Origin of the sequence: Actinomyces sp. Z16 (genome assembly GCF_003111765.1) — a bacterium.
GTDB lineage: Bacteria > Actinomycetota > Actinomycetes > Actinomycetales > Actinomycetaceae > Actinomyces > Actinomyces glycerinitolerans.
In genome coordinates, this window is record NZ_CP027862.1 from 3474435 (window position 1) to 3492616 (window position 18182).

General features: G+C 68.5%; 18 protein-coding genes. 2 read left to right on the forward strand and 16 right to left on the reverse strand.

Annotation, left to right across the window (positions count from 1 at the left end; genetic code table 11):
• Positions 1 to 203: 203 nt before the first annotated feature.
• The 6 genes from C3B71_RS14410 to fbaA form a co-directional block, all read right to left on the reverse strand.
• A complete protein-coding gene (locus C3B71_RS14410) occupies positions 204 to 791 on the reverse strand; it encodes a hypothetical protein (protein ID WP_108968977.1) in 588 nt (195 codons plus the stop codon).
• Between the two features lie 183 nt (positions 792 to 974).
• The gene (locus C3B71_RS14415; protein ID WP_108968979.1) at positions 975 to 1685 is read right to left on the reverse strand and encodes a response regulator; all 711 of its coding nucleotides are present in this window, start codon (positions 1683 to 1685) and stop codon (positions 975 to 977) included.
• Positions 1682 to 2866, reverse strand: coding sequence for a sensor histidine kinase (locus C3B71_RS14420; RefSeq protein WP_146752341.1), 1185 nt, complete (start codon positions 2864 to 2866; stop codon positions 1682 to 1684). Before C3B71_RS14420 ends, C3B71_RS14415 begins: the two co-directional genes overlap by 4 nt.
• A 459-nt stretch (positions 2867 to 3325) precedes the next feature.
• Positions 3326 to 3553 carry a hypothetical protein gene (locus C3B71_RS14430; RefSeq protein ID WP_108968985.1) on the reverse strand — a complete coding sequence of 76 codons (228 nt, stop codon included), beginning with the start codon at positions 3551 to 3553 and terminating at the stop codon, positions 3326 to 3328.
• Between the two features lie 357 nt (positions 3554 to 3910).
• On the reverse strand, positions 3911 to 4939 hold the full coding sequence (locus tag C3B71_RS14435) for a hypothetical protein (protein ID WP_146750834.1): 1029 nt from the start codon (positions 4937 to 4939) through the stop codon (positions 3911 to 3913).
• A 270-nt stretch (positions 4940 to 5209) separates the two neighbouring features.
• Positions 5210 to 6259, reverse strand: a complete 1050-nt coding sequence (gene fbaA / locus C3B71_RS14440; RefSeq protein WP_073331285.1) for a class II fructose-bisphosphate aldolase — start codon at positions 6257 to 6259, stop codon at positions 5210 to 5212.
• Positions 6260 to 6511: 252 nt separating this feature from the next.
• On the opposite strand from fbaA, the gene C3B71_RS14445 reads away from it, so the two are divergent.
• The gene (locus tag C3B71_RS14445; protein WP_108968989.1) at positions 6512 to 6949 is read left to right on the forward strand and encodes an Hsp20/alpha crystallin family protein; all 438 of its coding nucleotides are present in this window, start codon (positions 6512 to 6514) and stop codon (positions 6947 to 6949) included.
• A gap of 91 nt (positions 6950 to 7040) precedes the next feature.
• On the opposite strand, the gene C3B71_RS14450 is transcribed toward C3B71_RS14445, so the two are convergent.
• The 10 genes from C3B71_RS14450 to C3B71_RS14495 all read right to left on the reverse strand — a co-directional run bounded on the left by C3B71_RS14450 (position 7041) and on the right by C3B71_RS14495 (position 16738).
• Positions 7041 to 7736: a TrmH family RNA methyltransferase gene (locus tag C3B71_RS14450; RefSeq protein ID WP_073331291.1), complete on the reverse strand. Its 696-nt coding sequence runs from the start codon at positions 7734 to 7736 to the stop codon at positions 7041 to 7043.
• Positions 7729 to 8298, reverse strand: a complete 570-nt coding sequence (gene pyrE, locus C3B71_RS14455) for an orotate phosphoribosyltransferase (RefSeq protein WP_181574820.1) — start codon at positions 8296 to 8298, stop codon at positions 7729 to 7731. Before pyrE ends, C3B71_RS14450 begins: the two co-directional genes overlap by 8 nt.
• 569 nt (positions 8299 to 8867) lie before the next feature.
• The gene (locus C3B71_RS14460) at positions 8868 to 9572 is read right to left on the reverse strand and encodes a TlpA family protein disulfide reductase (protein WP_108968991.1); all 705 of its coding nucleotides are present in this window, start codon (positions 9570 to 9572) and stop codon (positions 8868 to 8870) included.
• Positions 9565 to 10488: a c-type cytochrome biogenesis protein CcsB gene (ccsB, locus tag C3B71_RS14465; protein WP_073331294.1), complete on the reverse strand. Its 924-nt coding sequence runs from the start codon at positions 10486 to 10488 to the stop codon at positions 9565 to 9567. Before ccsB ends, C3B71_RS14460 begins: the two co-directional genes overlap by 8 nt.
• The gene (locus C3B71_RS14470; RefSeq protein ID WP_108968993.1) at positions 10481 to 12001 is read right to left on the reverse strand and encodes a cytochrome c biogenesis protein ResB; all 1521 of its coding nucleotides are present in this window, start codon (positions 11999 to 12001) and stop codon (positions 10481 to 10483) included. Before C3B71_RS14470 ends, ccsB begins: the two co-directional genes overlap by 8 nt.
• A 14-nt stretch (positions 12002 to 12015) precedes the next feature.
• Positions 12016 to 12708, reverse strand: coding sequence for a cytochrome c biogenesis CcdA family protein (locus C3B71_RS14475; protein WP_073331297.1), 693 nt, complete (start codon positions 12706 to 12708; stop codon positions 12016 to 12018).
• 4 nt (positions 12709 to 12712) lie between these two features.
• Positions 12713 to 13690 carry a tetratricopeptide repeat protein gene (locus tag C3B71_RS14480; protein ID WP_108968995.1) on the reverse strand — a complete coding sequence of 326 codons (978 nt, stop codon included), beginning with the start codon at positions 13688 to 13690 and terminating at the stop codon, positions 12713 to 12715.
• 17 nt (positions 13691 to 13707) lie between these two features.
• Positions 13708 to 15261, reverse strand: coding sequence for an ammonia-forming cytochrome c nitrite reductase subunit c552 (locus tag C3B71_RS14485; RefSeq protein ID WP_199912527.1), 1554 nt, complete (start codon positions 15259 to 15261; stop codon positions 13708 to 13710).
• A 6-nt stretch (positions 15262 to 15267) separates the two neighbouring features.
• Positions 15268 to 15765 (reverse strand): cytochrome c nitrite reductase small subunit, encoded by a 498-nt coding sequence (gene nrfH, locus C3B71_RS14490; RefSeq protein WP_234415948.1) that lies wholly within the window; start codon positions 15763 to 15765, stop codon positions 15268 to 15270.
• A gap of 136 nt (positions 15766 to 15901) precedes the next feature.
• On the reverse strand, positions 15902 to 16738 hold the full coding sequence (locus C3B71_RS14495; protein WP_108968999.1) for an SDR family NAD(P)-dependent oxidoreductase: 837 nt from the start codon (positions 16736 to 16738) through the stop codon (positions 15902 to 15904).
• A gap of 61 nt (positions 16739 to 16799) precedes the next feature.
• Here C3B71_RS14495 and C3B71_RS14500 point away from each other — a divergent pair, with 61 nt between their 5' ends.
• Entirely contained in the window at positions 16800 to 17606 is an 807-nt protein-coding gene (locus C3B71_RS14500) for an exodeoxyribonuclease III (protein WP_108969001.1), read from the forward strand.
• Positions 17607 to 18182 lie beyond the last annotated feature (576 nt).

The following is an 18182-nucleotide window of genomic DNA, read 5'->3' on the forward strand; positions in this document are numbered from 1 at the left end:
CATCCAGTACAGGTAGGAGTACACCCCGATGACGGCGAAGCCCAACGGAGCGATCCAGCTGTTGGGATTCAGCCATGCCTCAGTGGACAACAAGTTGTCCCCACCTACTAGCCCTGTAATGACTTTGGCGACCAGCAGTACCCACAAAAATCGCCCAACTAGCCGCGATACAGCAGGTCGACCACGCTGAGGCTTTCCATCAGTCACAGCCGGCCCCTGCAGTTAACCGCAGCCCAGCCTAGCGCCACACCGATCGCCAAAGGTCCTCCCAACGTCTTGACAGCGGACGCGCCAATGATCCTCGCAACCGTCCTGGCCGTCAGACCCCAGTTCCAGGCCCTGATCCCCGATTTAATAGCAGCAAGGAGGCCAGGGGAAACACCTGTCGCAGGAATACCCAATCCGTTGAGAGCAACGCACAGTGCGAACTCGCCAGCGCCCTCGGTCTGCGATCCACCACCACGGGCCGAGTTCGTCTGGTCAACCTCATTCATGACGTCCGCCAGCATACGGAGTTCTGGAAGACTCTCCTCGAATCCGTCTTCAATAACGGCGTTCTCATTCACCATCAGCTTCCCATCCGCACCCATGGGGATGTAGCGGGTGAAAAGTATCTCGAGGTCGTCGGCGAGTTCCTCGGTCTCCGCCGCGGACAAACCCGTGGCTTCAGAAACCGACCCGCTCTGCACGACGTCTGACGATGGAACAGCCGCGGCCATTCCCCCACATCCAATGGAAAGCGACGCAGCCAACAGGAATCCAACAACGCGTCCCGCACTCTTGACCGACATGATTATTCTCCTTTGAAAAGCAGTCACATGCTCATCGACCAACCGCCGGTCGATGCAATACAAGGCTATGACTCAGGCCTCACCTGGAACACCGACGAATGTCAGTGACCTTGCTGCGCCCAGCGGGAGCGAGAACCGCCAGGGTTGATGCTTACGCCCCATTCTGAGAGTCGGCCGATGCCATCATGCCGAATCGTCCGCCACCAGCCCGAGGCGGTTGGCCTTGACCGCGAGTTCGGTTCGAGAGGAGCAGTTCAAGGTTTGGAGGATCTCCGAGAGGTACGTGCGCACGGTCGACTCTGTGTGCCCGCTCCGCGTCGCCACCTGCCGGTTGGACAGTCCCCGAGCCACCAGTTTAAGCACCTCGGCATGGCGGGGAGAGAGCGCTTCGGCGCGGTCGAGGAACTCAGCGTTGGCCTCCCGCTCGGCGGCCCGCTGCCGGAGGCTCTGCGCCGCGACTTCCAACGGCTCCGGCCCCAGAACCGTCCTGCCCGCCACGGCGTCCCTCATGCCAGCAATGATCTGATCAATCTCCATGTCCTTGGTGAGGAATCCGCGCGCTCCCGCACCCAGCGCCTCTGCCAGGCGGGCCTTGTTCTCAAAGGCGGTCAACATGACCACGACTACCCCGGGATGGCGCGAAGCAATCGCCCGAACCGCCTCAACGCCGTCCATCCTCGGCATCTCCACGTCCACCAGCGCCACATCCACTCGGTGCAGGTCGAGCTCACGCAACGCGGCAAATCCGTCCTCAACGACCGCCACAAGTTCGATACCTGGTTCACCGGAGAGCATGGCCGCATATCCTTCGCGGACAAGGGCGTTGTCCTCGGCTAACAGCACACGCAGAGGACCGCTTGCCGAGGAGGGCGCGGTATTGGATGAGGCGGTCATGTCGTCAGTCTCCCCCCAGTGTCACCGACAGGCGCCACTCCCGCAGGAACGTCGGCTCCGCCGTCCGGGAATACACCCGAGCGTACCGGCACGCTCACTCCGAGCAGCCAACGATCCCCTGCGGGACCGTAAACCACCTTGCCACCCAGGCGCGCCGCACGCATGGCCAAGCCGCTGAGACCGGTGCTGCCACTCATGCCCTGCCTGCGCATCTCTTCTGTTGTGGCCGACTGCCCGTCGCCGGTCTGCCTGGGGGAGGAAACCTCGAGATTGACATGCTCACCAGTCTGCTCGATGTCTACCACGACCGTAGATCCGGCCGGTGCGTATTTGAGAGCGTTGACGGTGCCCTCACGCAGCGCCAGCACCAGCAGGGTCTGCGACGGATGATCAAGATCGCGCAGCGGCACGTCCCACGGCACGGCCGTGGCAACCTCGAGTATGACCCCTCTCGATTCCAACATCCGGCGACACTCGGAGACCGCGGCGCGCAAGTCCGTGTTTTCTCGTTCCGTCACGGAATTCGGTGTACGCAACCCATCCATGAGACCGCGCAGATGCTTCATGGCCTGCTGCCCGGAATCCACAATGGCATGCGCACGGTCCCCTTCGGAACCGGCGGGCAGGTCCCGGGCAAGACTCTGCCCCGCCACCACGACCTGGGCCAGGTCCGTTGCGATCGAGTCGTGTAGAGTCAGCGCGATTTCGGAGCGGACCCGCAGTTCCTCATTCTCAAGCTCCAAGCGCAGCCGAGTCTCCCTCTCCGCCAGTTCGGCGAGCCTATACTCGTACTGCCGCAGCGCCATACCGACAATCACAGCAATCGACATCAGCAAGGCCTGCGCCTGCAGGAACCACATGAGGTCTTCAGCAAAAGCAGCACCGATCAGTGTGTGCGCTACCACGGCGCCCGCTACGGCCGCATCCCAGCGCCGGGACAACCAATCCACCACAACAAGCAATAGCGCGAGCGACGCAGCCTCGACGTTCGCAGACAGCACCTCATCCGCAATGGCGCAAACAACGATCAGTACTCCGGCGAACCTCGGATACCACCCCAACAGCAGGGAACCGGAGACCATGAGAGTGGTCAGTACAGTCCGCAACGCAGCGGATTTTCCATCACCCCAGGCGCTCAGGTCCATGCCCAATACAACCGCCGCAATGGCCGCATAGGACAACTTTTTCCCTAGGGACGTCCCGACGGCAGCAAGTGTACGCCCAACCACACGTTCCAACATCATCTTTGATTGTCGCAACACTGAGGCAACAGCCTACACAACAGCCCACGGGTACTGTCTATATCGCTCCCCCGCGAGTAAGCCTGCCACTTTGCCAAGCCATCCTCTGCCGCCGACTCCACAGTCACCTGTGGTACGCCGCCTCCCGCCAGCACCGCCACCAGCAGCATCACGACCGTAGTTCGCCTCATCATGGCGCGCTCCTCCGTCTCATCATCGAGCGTTACCGGAGGCCATTGTCTCCGGCGAGCCGCGCCTACGCCATCGACGAATGTCGGTGTCCGCCCGCCCCCTCCCGTCCTCCGAACCACAGGGGACAAGCCTGACCCGGTTCAGGGCATCGACGAACCGAAGTCCTACGCCGGTGTCGAACACGCCCCGCCTCGTCAAGCGATGTTCTCAGTCGTCCCGGTGGCGCATCCAGTACAGGTAGGAGTACACGCCCATGACGCCGAAGAAGAGCGGGTAAAGCCAGACACGCGGGGTCAGCCAGGCCTCGATGGACAGCAGGTTGCCGTTTTCCAGTCCCAGAAGCACCCGCGCCACCATGAGCGACCAGAAGAACTGCGCCACGACCCGCCCGGCCGCCGGCCGCCGGCGCCGCGTGCTTTCGCCGGTGACGCTCATGGGACTCTCCTTAGGCCGGGCTCACCAGTATACTCGGCAATTCCGCGCCGCGTGAGGGCGTTTCCGCCGCCATCGGATGAACCCCGACACTTTGCGTCCTGCTGCGAGCTTTTGCACCCTGGTGTGCGGGTATACCCATCGGATCAGGGCGCAAAAGCTCGCAGCAGAGGGCAGAGGTGGTTCCAGGACTACGTCGGCACCGACGCCGTAGCCGGATGTCCCGCCGCTGCCATGCGCCTGCCGTCGATGGCCGACGCCCCAGCCTCGGGCTGCGACAACGGCGATCGGGCACAGGGATCTGCCGCGGGAGGGCCGGCATTCCAGAAGGTGCACATGCACTCCCAGCGCCCCGCGCCGCTACCACAGCCCGATGACGGGGTACCTCGGAGCGGTGAACCACTGGCGCGCCGCGGGCGTTACTGCGGCCAAGGACATTGCCAACGGAATCCCGGAACCCAAGACAGTCAACCCCATCCACGGCGAGCGCCAGTCGGGCAGGAAATCGGCATACACCGCCCAAACCGCCAGGTGATGAACCAACAGCATGACCGGCCCGCCGATCGCCCCAGCAATAAACGCTCTCCACATCCGGGTGCTCCATGCGATCACGGCCAGCATCCCGAAAGCACACGCCGCCACCAGCACCACGCCTCCAACCCCGAGGAAGGGCAGTCCGTAAACAAGATCAGCATCGATGATCATTGGGGCCAACCACGGTCCGATCTCCAATACTTGTCCCCCTTCTGGATACATCACTTCCCAGAAGGTGAACCACACCAGGCTCAGCCACGCGCGCCCAACCTCGATCACCGCCAACAACAACAAGAACAGGGATGCTCCTACCCCCACGGATACAGCAGCGGGTTGAGCACGCATACCCCTGCGCCCCGCCATCACCGCCGCGACGCCCGTCGCGATCACCAGCGGCAGCAGTACCAATCTCAAGGCAGCCCCGACAGAGCTCCCGCCCGCCAAAGGCGCCTCGGACTGAGAATAGGCGACAGTCGTTGCGAAGTCTTGGAGGATCGGCACACCGAGACCAAGCAGTCCTGCCGCCGCGCTCGCCGGCCGCCGCCGCCTCATTTGAGCCAGAGCCACCACCTCCAGCGCTACCGCGACGAGCAGCCAGCCGGGGTGGTCCAAGAGTCCGTAGATCAGCGCCATGACTATCGCGTACGGATTCCCACTCGCATTAGCTACAACAAACGATCCAATCGCCATCAGGGCGAGCACCAACGTCGTAATGAACGTCAAGAGGAGCAGCACGAGCGCAACCATCTCCTCGGTGCTGCGCGGAGAAGGCGGGTTCTGCGTACGACGCATTTGGGCCGACGGCGAGAATCCGCCCGGCACACCAAGCCCATGAAAGCCACTGGAAACGCTCATGGGTCGAATGTTTTCCCCAATGACCTCGGCACGCAACGGTGACCACTGCCCATGGGAACAGACACCGTGCCGCCGCGACACCAGACCGTGCGAGACCGTGCGAGACGGTCTCCGCCAAACGCCGCTGCGGCCCCGGCACCGCGTGGGTGCCGGGACCGCAGATCATGTTTACGCGGCACCGGGGCAACCGCACCCGCGTGCGGGCACCCCGGGAAACACCGGGGCCGGGACGACGACGCCGCGCCGGGCGCGCCGTCGTCGTCGGGCCGATCAGCGCTTGGCGGAGCCGACGGAGCCGAGGCGCTCGCAGGCCTCGACCACGCGGGCGGCCATGCCCTCCTCGGCGGCCTTGCCCCAGGCGCGCGGGTCGTAGGTCTTCTTGTTGCCGACCTCGCCGTCGATCTTGAGGACGCCGTCGTAGTTCTTGAACATGTGGTCGGCGACCGGGCGGGTGAACGCGTACTGGGTGTCGGTGTCCACGTTCATCTTGATGACGCCGTTGCGCACCGCGGTGGCGATCTCCTCGTCGGTGGAGCCGGAGCCGCCGTGCATGACCAGGTCGAACGGAGAGTCCTTCACACCGACCTTGGTGGACAGGCGGTCGCCCAGGCGGGCCGCGACGTCCTTCTGGATGTCGCCGAGGATCTCGGGGCGCAGCTTGACGTGGCCGGGCTTGTAGGAGCCGTGCACGTTGCCGAAGGTGAGGGCGGTGATGTAGCGGCCGTTCTCACCCAGGCCGAGGGCCTCGATGGCGCGGAAGGCGTCATCCGCGGTGGTGTACAGGTTGGCGTTCTCGGCACCGGTGATGCCGTCCTCTTCGCCGCCGACGGCGCCGATCTCGATCTCGAGGACGGTGTTGGCGGCCTTGGTGCGGGCCAGCATGTCCACGGCGATCTCGATGTTGTCGTCCAGGGACTCGGCCGAGCCGTCCCACATGTGGGAGTTGAACATCGGCAGCTCGCCGCGCTTGACCTGCTCCGCCTCGATCTCGAGCAGCGGGAGGATCCAGGGCTCGAGCATCTTCTTGGGGCAGTGGTCGGTGTGCAGGCCGATGACGCCCGGGTACAGGTCACCGACGGCGCGGGCGTAGGCCGCGAAGGCGATGGAGCCCTTCACCCGGTCTAGACGGGAGGAGCCGGACCAGTACGCGGCGCCGCCGTTGGAGATCTGGACGATTCCGTCGGACTCGGCGTCGGCGAAACCCTTGAGCGCCGCAGACAGGGTCTGCGAGGAAGTGACGTTGATCGCTGGGATGGCGTACTTGCCGGCCTTGGCGCGGTCAAGCATGTCGGCATAGGACTCCGGGGTTGCAATGGCCACTGGGTGCCTCCTGATGAAAGTGAATAGTCAGTGGTGCACCGCTGATTCTGTCACGGATTCACTCGCGCGTGAACCGGATCATGGTCCTGTTTGGTCGCGCAGTCCCGCAACCGGCGGGTTTCACCGTTGGCGATGACCCGGATCACTCCGGCGGGAGGGGGTCCACAATTGACCCACAGGCGGTCGGCGCGCAAGGACGCCGCCGCTCGACTCTCGGACCCTCCGAGGCCGTAACCACTGGAGGTGGTTGACATGGCAACAACATCCTTTGACCCGTTCCGCGACCTGGACCGCTGGCTCACCGGCGGCATGGTGCGCACCCCCGCGTCCGTGGGCATGCCCCTGGACCTGTACCGGGAGGGCGAGTCCTTCGTGGCCCGCATTGACCTGCCCGGCGTGGATCCCGCGACGATCGACGTGGACGTCGAGGACCGCACCCTGACCGTGCGCGCCGAGCGCCCGGCCACCGACGCCAAGGACGTGCAGTGGCTCGCCCACGAGCGCCCGACCGGCACCTTCGCCCGCCAGCTGACGCTGGGCCACGGGCTGGCACTGGACCGCATCTCCGCCCAGTACACCGACGGCGTGCTGACCCTGACGATCCCGGTGGCCGAGGAGGCCAAGCCGCGCAAGATCGAGGTCACCCACGCCCCGGCCGAACACCCGGTCATCGAGGCCGACAAGGCCTAAACCCCGCGGCGCCCCGGCACTCGCCCGGCGGCGCCGTGATCACGTCAAACGACTCGGCCCGTCCCGTCGTATCCCCGGGCCCGTTCCCGACTCAGTCGGGGGCGGGCCCGGCGTGCTGCAGCACCCAGGCGTGCATGGCGACGGCGGCCGCGGCGGCCACGTTGATGGAGCGGGTGGAGCCGTACTGGCCGATCCGCAGCACCCGTGAGCAGCGCGCCAGCAGCGCCGGGCTGATGCCCTCCCCCTCGCTGCCGAACACCATCAGGCAGCGCTCCGGCAGCACGGCCTTCTCCAGCGGCTCCGCCCGCGGCCCGTTGTCGATCCCGATCACCTCGTAGCCGGCGTCGGCGGCCCACTCCAGCAGCGCGTCCGGCTCGGGGTGATGGCGCACGTCCAGGTAGCGGTTGGTGACCATGGCGCCGCGCTTGTTCCAGCGGTGGCGCCCGATGATGTGCACGGCGGCCACGTTGAAGGCGTTGGCGGTGCGCACGATCGACCCGATGTTCAGATCCTGCGAGAGGTTCTCCACGGCCACGTGCAGCGGGTGAGCGCGACCGGCCAGGTCGGCGCGGATCGCCTCGATGGTCCAGTAGCGGTAGCGGTCGACGACGTTGCGGCGGTCGCCGTCGGCCAGCAGCGCCCGGTCGTAGCGGGGGTCGTCGGGCCACGCATCCGGGCCCCCGGGCCAGGGGCCGACTCCGACCTCGCGCACGCGCGCCGTCGGCGCGTCCGCACCGGCGGTGTCGGAGGAGTCGGCCGCAGCGGGGCGGTCGGCGGCGTCAGTCAAGTCCCAGGTCCGCCAGTCCGAGGGCGGCGTAGTAAGGCAGGCCGGCGGCCTCGATCCGCTCGCGCGCCCCGGTGGCGCGGTCGACGATCACGGCGACGGCGAGCACGTTGGCGCCGGCCTCGCGCAGCGCGGCGACGGCCTCGAGCGGGGAGCCGCCGGTGGTGGAGGTGTCCTCCAGGACGACGACGTTGCGGCCGGCGACGTCGGGACCCTCCACGCGGCGCTTCATGCCGTGGTCCTTGGCGGCCTTGCGCACCACGAAGGCGTCCAGGTCCAGCCCGCGGGAGGCGGCGGCGTGCAGCATGGCGGTGGCCACCGGGTCGGCGCCCATGGTGAGCCCGCCGACGGCGTCGACGTCCTCGGTGCTCAGGCCGGTCTCCTCCAGCATGTCCAGCATGACGTGGCCGATGAGGGGGGCGGCCTCGTGGTGCAGGGTGGCGCGGCGCATGTCCACGTAGAAGTCGGACTCCAGCCCGGAGGCAAGAGTGACCTTCCCACGCACGACGGCGAGGTCGCGGATGAGTTCGGCCAAGCGGGCGCGGTGGGAGTCGTTGGCGATCACATCGGTACTCACGCCGCCAAGGCTAACCCGACGGCGCCGTACGTTGCAGGATGGGTTGATTCCAGGGCGGGAAACGGGCTGTAGGCGTCATGGCCGGGCGCCCTCGGTGTGCGTGTTGACGGTTAGTGTGCTTCGGCGGCGGTTCCGGTGACGGTTCAGCAGTTGGCACCAGCGCTTCGGCAGTTCCAGTGAGGGCTCTGCACCTGGCGTTGACGGTTCGGCACTTCCCGCAACGGTTCGGCACTTGGCACCAGCGCTTCGGCAGTTCTGGCGACGGTTCGGCACCCCGAGGTACGAACCGTCACCGGAGGGTACGAAGCGTCCACCGGAGGGTACGAAGCGTCGTCGCGAGGGGATGCGCCCTCACCCCCGGCCGCCGGCAGGGGTGGCCAACGCGCAGGCGGCACACGCCCAGGGCAGGCAGACGACCCCACACCGTGGACACCCCCTTCCAGTCCTCCCCCACCCGGCCCGCGGGCACACAGACGACCACCACAACGACCGAACTCGGCACGTGACCTCTACCGACCTCGGCGAGGGTGGGGTGGAACGAGGCGGGGGCCGTCTGGTCAGGCGCCGGTGAGGGCGCGCAGCGACTCGTCCATCTGCTCGGGGGTGAGCAGGCCGACCTGTACCTGCTCCACGACGCCGTCGGCGCCGATGAAGAAGTGCGAGGGCACGCCCATGATCCCGTAGGCGGCGGAGATCGCCTGGCTGCGGTCGGGCACCTGCGTGAAGTCATTGCCCACGCGCTCGGAGTAGGCGCTCACCGCGGCGGCGTCCTCCCCCACGTAGACCACGATCACCTCGACGTCGTCCCCGTAGTCGGCGGCGGCCGCCTGCACGTCGGGCATCTCGGTGCGGCAGCCCGTGCACCAGGTGGCCACGAACATCAGCCACACCGGCCGCCCCTCCATGGCGTCCGGATCCAGCACCACCTCCTGGGAGTCGAGGTCGGTGGCGGTGAAGGCCGGAGCCCTCTGCCCCACCGCCGGGGCGCTGTCCGCCCCCGCCACGTCCACCTCGGTGACCACGGCGGTCTCGGCCTGGGCCGGGCCGGCGTCGTCGGGCCCCACGGCCCACCAGGCGGCGATGGCGATGGCGAAGGCCGCGACGATCATCACGGCCACCTGCCCGAAGCGGGAGCCGCGGAGGCCAGCGCGCCAGGCGGGCTCGTCGGGGTCATCGGCCCGGGTCGCGGGCTCGGGGTCGGGCCGGTCGCTCACGTCGGCGGAGGTCTCCTCCGGCAGCTCGTCACTCGAATCGTCACGCATAGGAGTGCAGTCCTCCGAAGAACAGGTTGCCCAGGTAGGTGAACAGGACGGCGGCGAATCCCAGGATCAGCAGCCAGGCGGCGCGGTTGCCCCGCCAGCCGCGGGTCACGCGCGCATGCAGGTAGGCGCCGTAGATCAGCCAGGTGACCAGCGCCGCCGTCTCCTTGGGATCCCAGCCCCAGTAGCGGCCCCAGGCGACGTTCCCCCACAGCGCCCCCAGGATCAGCATGAGGGTCAGCATGGGGAAGGTGACCACGGTGGCCCGGTAGGCCAGGTCGTCGAGCACCTCCTGCCGGGGCCAGCCCCGCCAACGCACGTGCGGGGCCAGCAGGTACATGACCGCGGCGGCGAAGGAGACCACCGCGGCCCCGTAGCCCAGGGAGGCGGTGAACACGTGCAGCGTCAGCAGCGGGGAGTTCTGCAGCGCCGGCATCAGCGGGCTGGGCTGGTAGGACAGGGTGGAGGCGTAGATGAGCATCGCCAGGATCACCGGCAGCACGATGATCGACACGGTGCGCACCCGGTAGCGCCACTCGAACACCACCTGCGCCAGCATCATGCCCCAGGCGAAGCAGATGGCGAACTCGTAGTGGTTGGAGAAGGGGGCGTGCCCGGTGGCGATGGTCCGGGCGATCAGCGAGCCCGTCAGCAGCAGCAGGGCCAGCTGGGTGGACTTGGCGGCCCACCAGGTGACGGTGAAGCGCTTGATCGGGGCCCGCTGGACCCCGCCGGTCACCTCCACGGTGCGCTCGCCGTCGCCGGTGTCGACGACGACGGTGACGCCCGTCCCCCCGGCCGGCGCGGCGGCCGCGGCCCGCGACATGCGGGCGGCGAAGAAGGCGCCCAGGTAGGCGATGGTGGAGACCACCACTAGGGCGGTGGTGATCAGCAGTAGGGCCTGGGAGTACTCAAGCATCGGCGTCGGTCCTTTCCGCGTGCCGCGTCATTTGTCCGCTCAGGCGGACGGCCATGTCGGTGAAGAATGCGCTGAACCCGAAGTCGCGGCGGTCCGGGGAGGCCAGTTGCACCAGGGCGCCGCCGTCGCCCTCGGTGACCCGCACCCAGATGCGCCGGTGCCGGAAGAACATGGTCATGCAGGTGCCGATCGCCAGCAGGCCGAAACCGACCCACACGATCGGGGCGCCGGGGTCGCGGCGCACGATCAGCCCGGTGAACTGCTGCTCCCGCTCGAAGGTGAGGGTGTAGTCGCCCACCGCGCCGGGCGTGCCCTGGTCCAGGACGGCCTGCGCGCTGGGTGTGGTGGCGTCGCCCTGGTACAGCTCGACGCGCACCTGGCCGGGTTCGATACCGGTGCCGACCTGCCCGGAGGCCGCCTCCACCACGTACATGACGGTGCCGTCGGGCAGGGTGGTGTGGCCGTAGTTGAAGATCTTGTCCGACGTGGTCCATTCCAGGGCGACGCCGTCGTGGAGGACCTCCGCCCCGGAGGCGTCGACCACCCGCATGACGGCGGAGACCCCGAAGTAGGACTGGTGGAACATGACGCCGTGGTAGCTCAGCGGGGTGTTGACCCGCACCTGCTGGGAGGCGACCTGGCGGCCGGCGTCCAGCAGGGTCAGGTCGGCGACGTAATCCTTGGGAGAGCCGTCCTCGTAGTAGGTGTCCTGGAAGCTGTTGGCCTGCACGGTCAGCGCGGTGCCATGGCCGACGTCCTTGGGGTGGCCGACGGTCAGGGCGAACTGCTGGTCGCGGAAACCGGTCAGGGAGGAGACCACGAATCCGGCCATGACCACCACGAAGGCGACGTGGGCGAAGACCGTGCCGAAGGGCGCCCAGTGGTTGCGGTCCAGGTAGGCGTTACGACCGGGTCCCCGCTCGTCGACGATCACGCGCAGGTGGTGTCGGCGGGCGTCGGCGCACACGATCTCGAAGGCATCCTCGGCACTCACCGGCGCGGTGAAGTGGGAGCGCAGCCGGGCCCGGTCGAAGAAACGTGCGGTCACCCGGGTGCGGGGGTGGCGGGCGGCCCGCCAGATCACCGGCAGCCGGTGCGCCGTGCAGGCGAGGATCGAGGCGGCCAGCAGCCCCATCACGACCAGGAACGGCACCGAGGTGAACATGTTGAAGGCGCCCAGCGCGCGCAGGATGCCGGTCCAGCCGCCGAACACCGGCCGCACCTGCTCCAGCCACTGCTCGGCGGCCTGCGCATCCGCCCTGGCGGAGGCGGGCATCTGCGGGAGGATCGCACCCAGCAGGCCCAGCAGGCCGGCCAACAGGATCAGCACCAGGCCGACGGTCTTGTTGTAGAGGAAGGCGTACACCTGCCCGGCCAGCTGACCCGGGGACGGCGCGGCCTGATCATCGAGGCCGTCCACGGCTCCGGCGCCGCCGGGCTCACCGGTGGTGCCCGCCTGCTTCGCGGCGGGCGACTGCGCCGGCCCGGTCGGCCGTGTGTCGGTCTGTCTCACCTTCAGGTACCTCCTCACAGCCCCGGGGTGGGGATCAGGGCGGACAGTCTTCCCAGCAGTCCGGCGATCATAAGCAGCCCAATGACCACGAGGATGCCCCCGCTTACGAGCGAGACTCCCACGTGGTGGCGGCGGAACCAGTCGAACCTCCGTGTGGCCTGGGCCGAGCCCATGGCGACGGCGACGATCGGAATCCCCAGGCCCAGGCAGTAGGCGGCCATGAGGGCGACGCCGGACCACGCCGTCGGGCTCGCCGTCGCCAGGGCGAGGATCCCGCCGAGGATCGGGCCGATGCACGGGGTCCAGCCCGCCCCGAAGGCGACTCCCATCAGGGCGGCGCGCAGCGGCGACCCGGCGGCGTCGGCGGGGCCCGACGCCCGCACCAGCGTGTCGAAGGGCCGCAGTGTCAGGATGCCCGCCACATGCAGCCCCATGAGCACCAGCACCGCGCCGCCGGCCATGCGCGCGTAGACCACGTGGGGGCCCAGCGAGCGCCCGAGGAGCCCCAGCGAGGCCCACAGGGCGATGAACACCACGGAGAAGCCGATTACAAAGCTCACCGAGTTGGCCAGGGCGGTGCGGCGGCGTACCGGGCCCGCGTCCGCGCCCACCAGCTGCCCCACGAAGGCGGGCACGATCGGCAGGAAGCAGGGCGAGGCGAAGGAGACGAGGCCGGCCAGCAGGGCGACCGGAAGGGTCAGCTCCATCCGCTCACCCCGCACTCGGCGTCGCGGTGGCCGATCCCATGGTGGTCACGTGGCCGCGGACGTTGGCGGCCATCTCCGAGTCGGGGGCGAGCTGGAGCACCTTCTCCCAGCACTGGTTGGCCCGCTCGGCGTCGGGCGGGGTGCGGGCCATGTACAGGAAGCCGAGGTTGTACCAGGGCTCGGCCACCTCCGGATCGATCTCGGAGGCGCGCAGCCAGTGCGTCTCGGCCTCCTCGTACTGGTTGGACTGGTACTCGGCCACGCCGATGGTCAGCAGGGCGTCGAGGTTGTCCGGGTCGAGGTCGAGGATCTGCTGCAGCCAGGTGATGGAGTCCTGGTAGAGGGCCGCCTTCAGGTACATGACGCCCAGCTCCTGGCGGGACTCGATGTCCTCGGGGTCAGCCTCGGCCTGTGCCCGGAGCTCCGCCTCCCGTTCGGCGTCCACCGGCTCGGCCTCATCCATGGCGGCGACGGCGCTCGCCGCGGCCGTGGCGGCGACCGACGGGTGGCCTTCGGGCAGGGCCGTGCTCGCGGTGTCGCCCCGGCCCGCCTGTTGCACGATGATGACCACGGCGGCGGCCAGCAGCGCCACCAGCGCCAGGTTCAGGCGGGAGACGCCGGTGCGGCGCTCAATCGCCGAGGGGGTGCGCTCGCGCCCCGCCGAGGCACTCCGCCGCGGCCGCGGGGCGGCATCGTCGTCGTCGGCCAGCAGGTCCTCGACGTCGGCCGCCGCCTCGACGTCGGAGTCGGAGTCGCCCTGTGCGTCCGGCCCGGAGGGGGCTGTGCCGCCGTCGGGCGCGTCCGCCTCCCCGGCCGCCTCGCCCGTTGCCTCAGCGGTGGGTTGAAGCGCGTCCAGCTGGGCGGCCGCCCAGCCCTTCAGCTCCTCCGGGGCGGTGGCCAGGAAGGCCGCCAGTGCCTCCCGATCCGGCTGGTCGGCGGTGCCTGCTGCTTGCTGCTCCGCGCTGTCCTGCGCCTGGGTCATACCGTTCCCGCGCCCCGTCAGTTGCCGCTGTCCGGCATGTGCTGCTCGGGGATGGCCGGGCCGATCCCGTTCTCGACCTCGACGCCGCGCAGCGCCAACTGCCCGGAGCGGGCCCAGTCGGTCGACTGGTTGAGAATGGAGATCGAGTACGCCGGGGCGTGGAAGCCGCGGCCGTTCTCGGAGAAGGAGTAGTCGATCACGAACTGCGCCTTGCGCTGGTAGTCGCGGGCGGTGGCCAGTTCCTCCGCCGACGCGCTGCCGTCCGCATCGGCCGCGGCGATGTCGGTGATCAGCGCATCCAGGGCGGTGAAGGAGACGTTCAGCGACTCCTGCCAGCGGGTCTGGATGCCGTCCACCCGCTCGCGCATCTCATCCGCGGTGGAGTGGTGGCAGGTCAGGCAGGAGGCGTTGATGGTCTCGTCGCTGGCCATCGGGCTCATGATCTGGTGGTTGGAGACCTTGTTCGCGCCTACGCGGCTGTAGGCCATGTGGCAGTCGGCGCAGGTCACTCCGTTGGCGGCGTGGATGCCCTGCGACCAGGTCTCGAAGTCGGGGTGCTGTGCCTTGAGCAGGTCGGCGCCGGACTCCTCGTGGGTGAAGTCGGTCCACCCGACCTCGTCGTAGTAGTCCATGGCGTCGTAGACGGTCAGACCGTTGTCCCACGGGAAGGTCAGCGTCTTGGAGTCTCCGGCGAAGTAGTACTCGACGTGGCACTGGGCGCACACGTAGGTGCGCATCTCCTGGTTGGTGGCGTCCCGGTTGACGTCGTAGTCCTCCACGCCCTCCGCGGCCTTGGCCTTGCGGATGCCGTCGATGAAGGCGGGCCGCGTGATGGTCAGCTCCATCGTCTGCGGGTCGTGGCAGTCGATGCAGGCGATCGAGGAGGAGGCGTGCTCATAGGCCTCGTCGTAACTCATGGCGTTCATGGCGTGGAAGCCGGCCTCACGGTCGCCGTCGCCCAGCTCGTCATAGACCTCGGGCATGGAGGCGTGGCAGTTCAGGCAGGTGCCGGGCTGGTTGAAGCGCTCGCCGGTGCGCTCGGTGTAGCGCTGGTCCGCCAGCGCCCACTCGTGTCCGCGCGGCTCGGTGTAGTCCACCGCGAAGGCGTATCCGCGCCACATCCGCTGCGCGCGAGTCTCGGACTCGATCCGGGACAGCGTGTGGTATTCGCGCGGATCATCGGCGGTGGGGGTAGCGGGGATGAAGTCGCCGTCGGTGTCCTCGATGGTCTTGAGGTACTGCTCGTACTGGATGGGGAAGTTCTGTCCCCATACGGCCGGGTCGTAGGAGGTGTCGGTCAGCTCCACCACCTCGGTGAAGGAGGCCGCCGACTCCTGCTTGTGCTCGAAGATCGTGGTCAGCAGCCAGGTCACGGCGGCCGCGGCCACGGCCACGGTCACCAGCACCAGGGCCGGCACCAGTTTGCGGGAGCGGCCGGGCCGGGACTTCTTCTTGGCGTCATCCGCCACGCCGACGTCGTCCCCGGCGTCGGAGTCGATGGCATCGTCGTCAAGTTCCGGAGCATCCACCTGGGGGTCCTCCATAGCAGCATCTTCCCTCTCGGTACTCATGTCGCGTCACCTCATGTGCCCGACGCCGTCGTGGCAGCGGATGCACGACACCGTCTCGTCCTTGTGGGTGGAACTGTTGGTGGCCTGGTCGACGAAGTCGCCATGGCAGTAGAGGCAGGCAGCCTCGGTGATCTCGCGGTTGTGCTCGCGGATCTGGATGTTCTCCGGGTAGTTCTGGAAGGTGAACTTCAGGGAGTGCCAGAAGCCGTTGTCCGCCTTGTTGATGTACTTGTAGACGATGTTGTCGTGCGGGGCGTGGCAGGAGTTGCAGGTCGCCACGTCATGGTGGCTGCCCCGCTGCCAGGCCTCGTACTGCTCATCCATCGCGTGACAGTTGGCGCAGGTGGCCGGATCGTCACCGAGGTAGCCGGCGACGCCCGAGTAGTACACGGTGAAGCCGCCGACCCCCAGGACCACGCCGAGCAGCGCCGCCAGCGCGATTCGCGTCCAGCCGCTGAACAAGCGCGTGTAGCCGCGCCATAGCGCCCTGACGAGACCTACCACGCGGCACCCCCTCATGCTCCGGGAATGTCACGCCCCGTCCGTTGGGAACACGGACCTACACAGGGCTTCCTGACCTTATGCAGGATATCACAGGATGTCAGGAAAAGTCAGGACCTATGCCCTGCAGGTACCGAAGTCAGTACCGCGTGCGCACGCTGGCATGCCCGGCGACGCGCCGCACCACCCCGCGGGGCGCCAGGCGCAGCAGGGCGTTGACGCCGAGGTAGCGCAGCGATGGGGTGCAGATCACCTGGCCGCGGCGCACCGCCGCGAGCGCGGCCCGCGCGACGTCGTCGGCCCGCAGCCAGGCGATCTGCGGCCAGGCGGCCTCCATGCCGGCGCGGTCATGGAACTCCGAGCGGGTCAGGCCGGGGTTGACGACGGTGGCCGTCACCCCGGTGCCGCGCAGCTCACTGGCCAGCCCCTCGGTGAAGGTGCGCACCCAGGCCTTATGCGCGGCGTAGGTGCCCATCGCGGTCAGCGCGGTCACGGAGGAGACGTTGAGGACGGCACCGTGCCCGCGGGCGATCATCCCCGGCAGGACCGCATGGGTCAGCTCCATGACGGCGCCGACCATGACGTTCAGCGCGCGCCGCTCCTGGGCGATGTCGCCGCTGGTGAAGGGCTGGCCGACGGCGAAGCCGGCGTCGTTGACGAGCAGGTCGATGGGGCGGGCGGCCACCTGCGCGGCGGTGTGGGGGGCATCAGAGCGCGCCGGGCCCGCCGAGGGGCCGGCTGCGGGCGCCTCGACACGCAGGCGCTCGGCGACGCGGGCGACGTCGGCGGGAACGGACAGGTCCGCGGCGATCACCTGCACGCCCACGCCCGCCACCTGGCTGATGTGCTTGGCGACCTGGTCCAGCCGCGTCCGCGTGCGGGCGACTAGGACGAGGTCGTGGTGGGCCTCGGCGAGCTGCCAGGCCAGCTCCAGGCCGATGCCGCTGGTGGCGCCGGTGATGAGTGCGGTTCCCATACGGCGAGCCTAATCGCCCGGCCCCGTCGTCGTCGGCAAGTGGTCGCGGTAGCCTGCACGCATGCGCCTGGTCACCTGGAATGTGAACTCCGCCCGCACCCGCGTCGACCGGATCGTCGACTTCCTGCAGCGCCGGGACGTGGACGTGCTGGCCATGCAGGAGACCAAGTGCCGCCCCGACCAGTTCCCGCGTGCCCCCTTCGAGGCGGCCGGCTACGAACTGGCCGTGCACGGGTTGAACCAGTGGAATGGCGTCGCCATCGCCTCCCGGGTGGGGCTGACGGACGTCGTCACCGCCTTCCCCGGGCAGCCGGGCTGGGCCGCGAAGGCAGGGGCCGAGCCGGTGGTGGAGGCGCGGGCGCTGGGCGCCACCGTCGGGGGCGGGAACGGCGACCCGGTGCGGTTGTGGAGCCTGTACGTGCCCAACGGGCGGGAGCTGACCCACCCGCACTACCAGTACAAGTTGGCCTGGCTGGCGGCGCTGCGTGACGCCGTGGCCGGCTGGCTGGCGGCGGATCCGAGCCAGTCGCTGGCGCTGGTGGGTGACTGGAATGTGGCGCCGCGCGACGAGGACGTGTGGGACATGAGCGTCTTCGAGGGCGCCACGCACGTGTCCGCGCCGGAGCGGGCGGCCCTGGCGGCACTGGAGGCGGCCGGCCTGCGGGAGGTCACCCGCGAGCGCGTCACCAACTACACCTACTGGGACTACCAGCAGCTGCGGTTCCCGCGCAACGAGGGCATGCGTATCGACTTCGTGTACGGCTCGGCGGCCTTCGCGACGCGCATGCGGGACGCCGCCATCGACCGGGACGAGCGCAAGGGCAAGGGCCCCAGCGATCACGTGCCCGTCGTCGTCGACCTCGACTGAGCGGGCGGCAGGCGCTCCGGCGGCGCCGTGCAGGCACGCAGCCGTAATCTCGGCGGCGCGCAGTCCGCACAGGACCGCAGGCCGGCCCGGGACGCACCCGCTCCGACCTTCATTACGCGTGTCAAGATGCGTCAATACGAGTGCCGCACGCTTAGCCGTCGACGCCCAGTACACGAACCGCGAGATTCCGCGGTTTCACCGAGCGCGCCGCGGACGCGGGAAAGCTCCCATGTGCGCCGGCGCCTTCGCCGCACATGGGAGCGTCGGCGCCGAATACCGGGCAATTTCAACAATGGCTTGTTTTCAAGGAAAAGTCCCGATTGGAATGATTGAGGCGAGCGGCTAAGCGTGCGCGGCGCCGATGCCCTAGGTCGTGTTGTGTGAGTCGTTTGTGCTGGTGGGTCGGTGCTGGCGATGTGGGTGGTGGTCTGGTAGCGGGCGGCGAGTTCGTCGTATCTGGTGGCTACCGGGCTCCAGTTTGAGTGGGCTGTGTGCGCCCGTCGAGGGGGGCGAGTGGGTCTTGCACCGCCCCGGTTGGACCGCCCACGCCCCGTTGGACCGCCCACGCCCCGATGG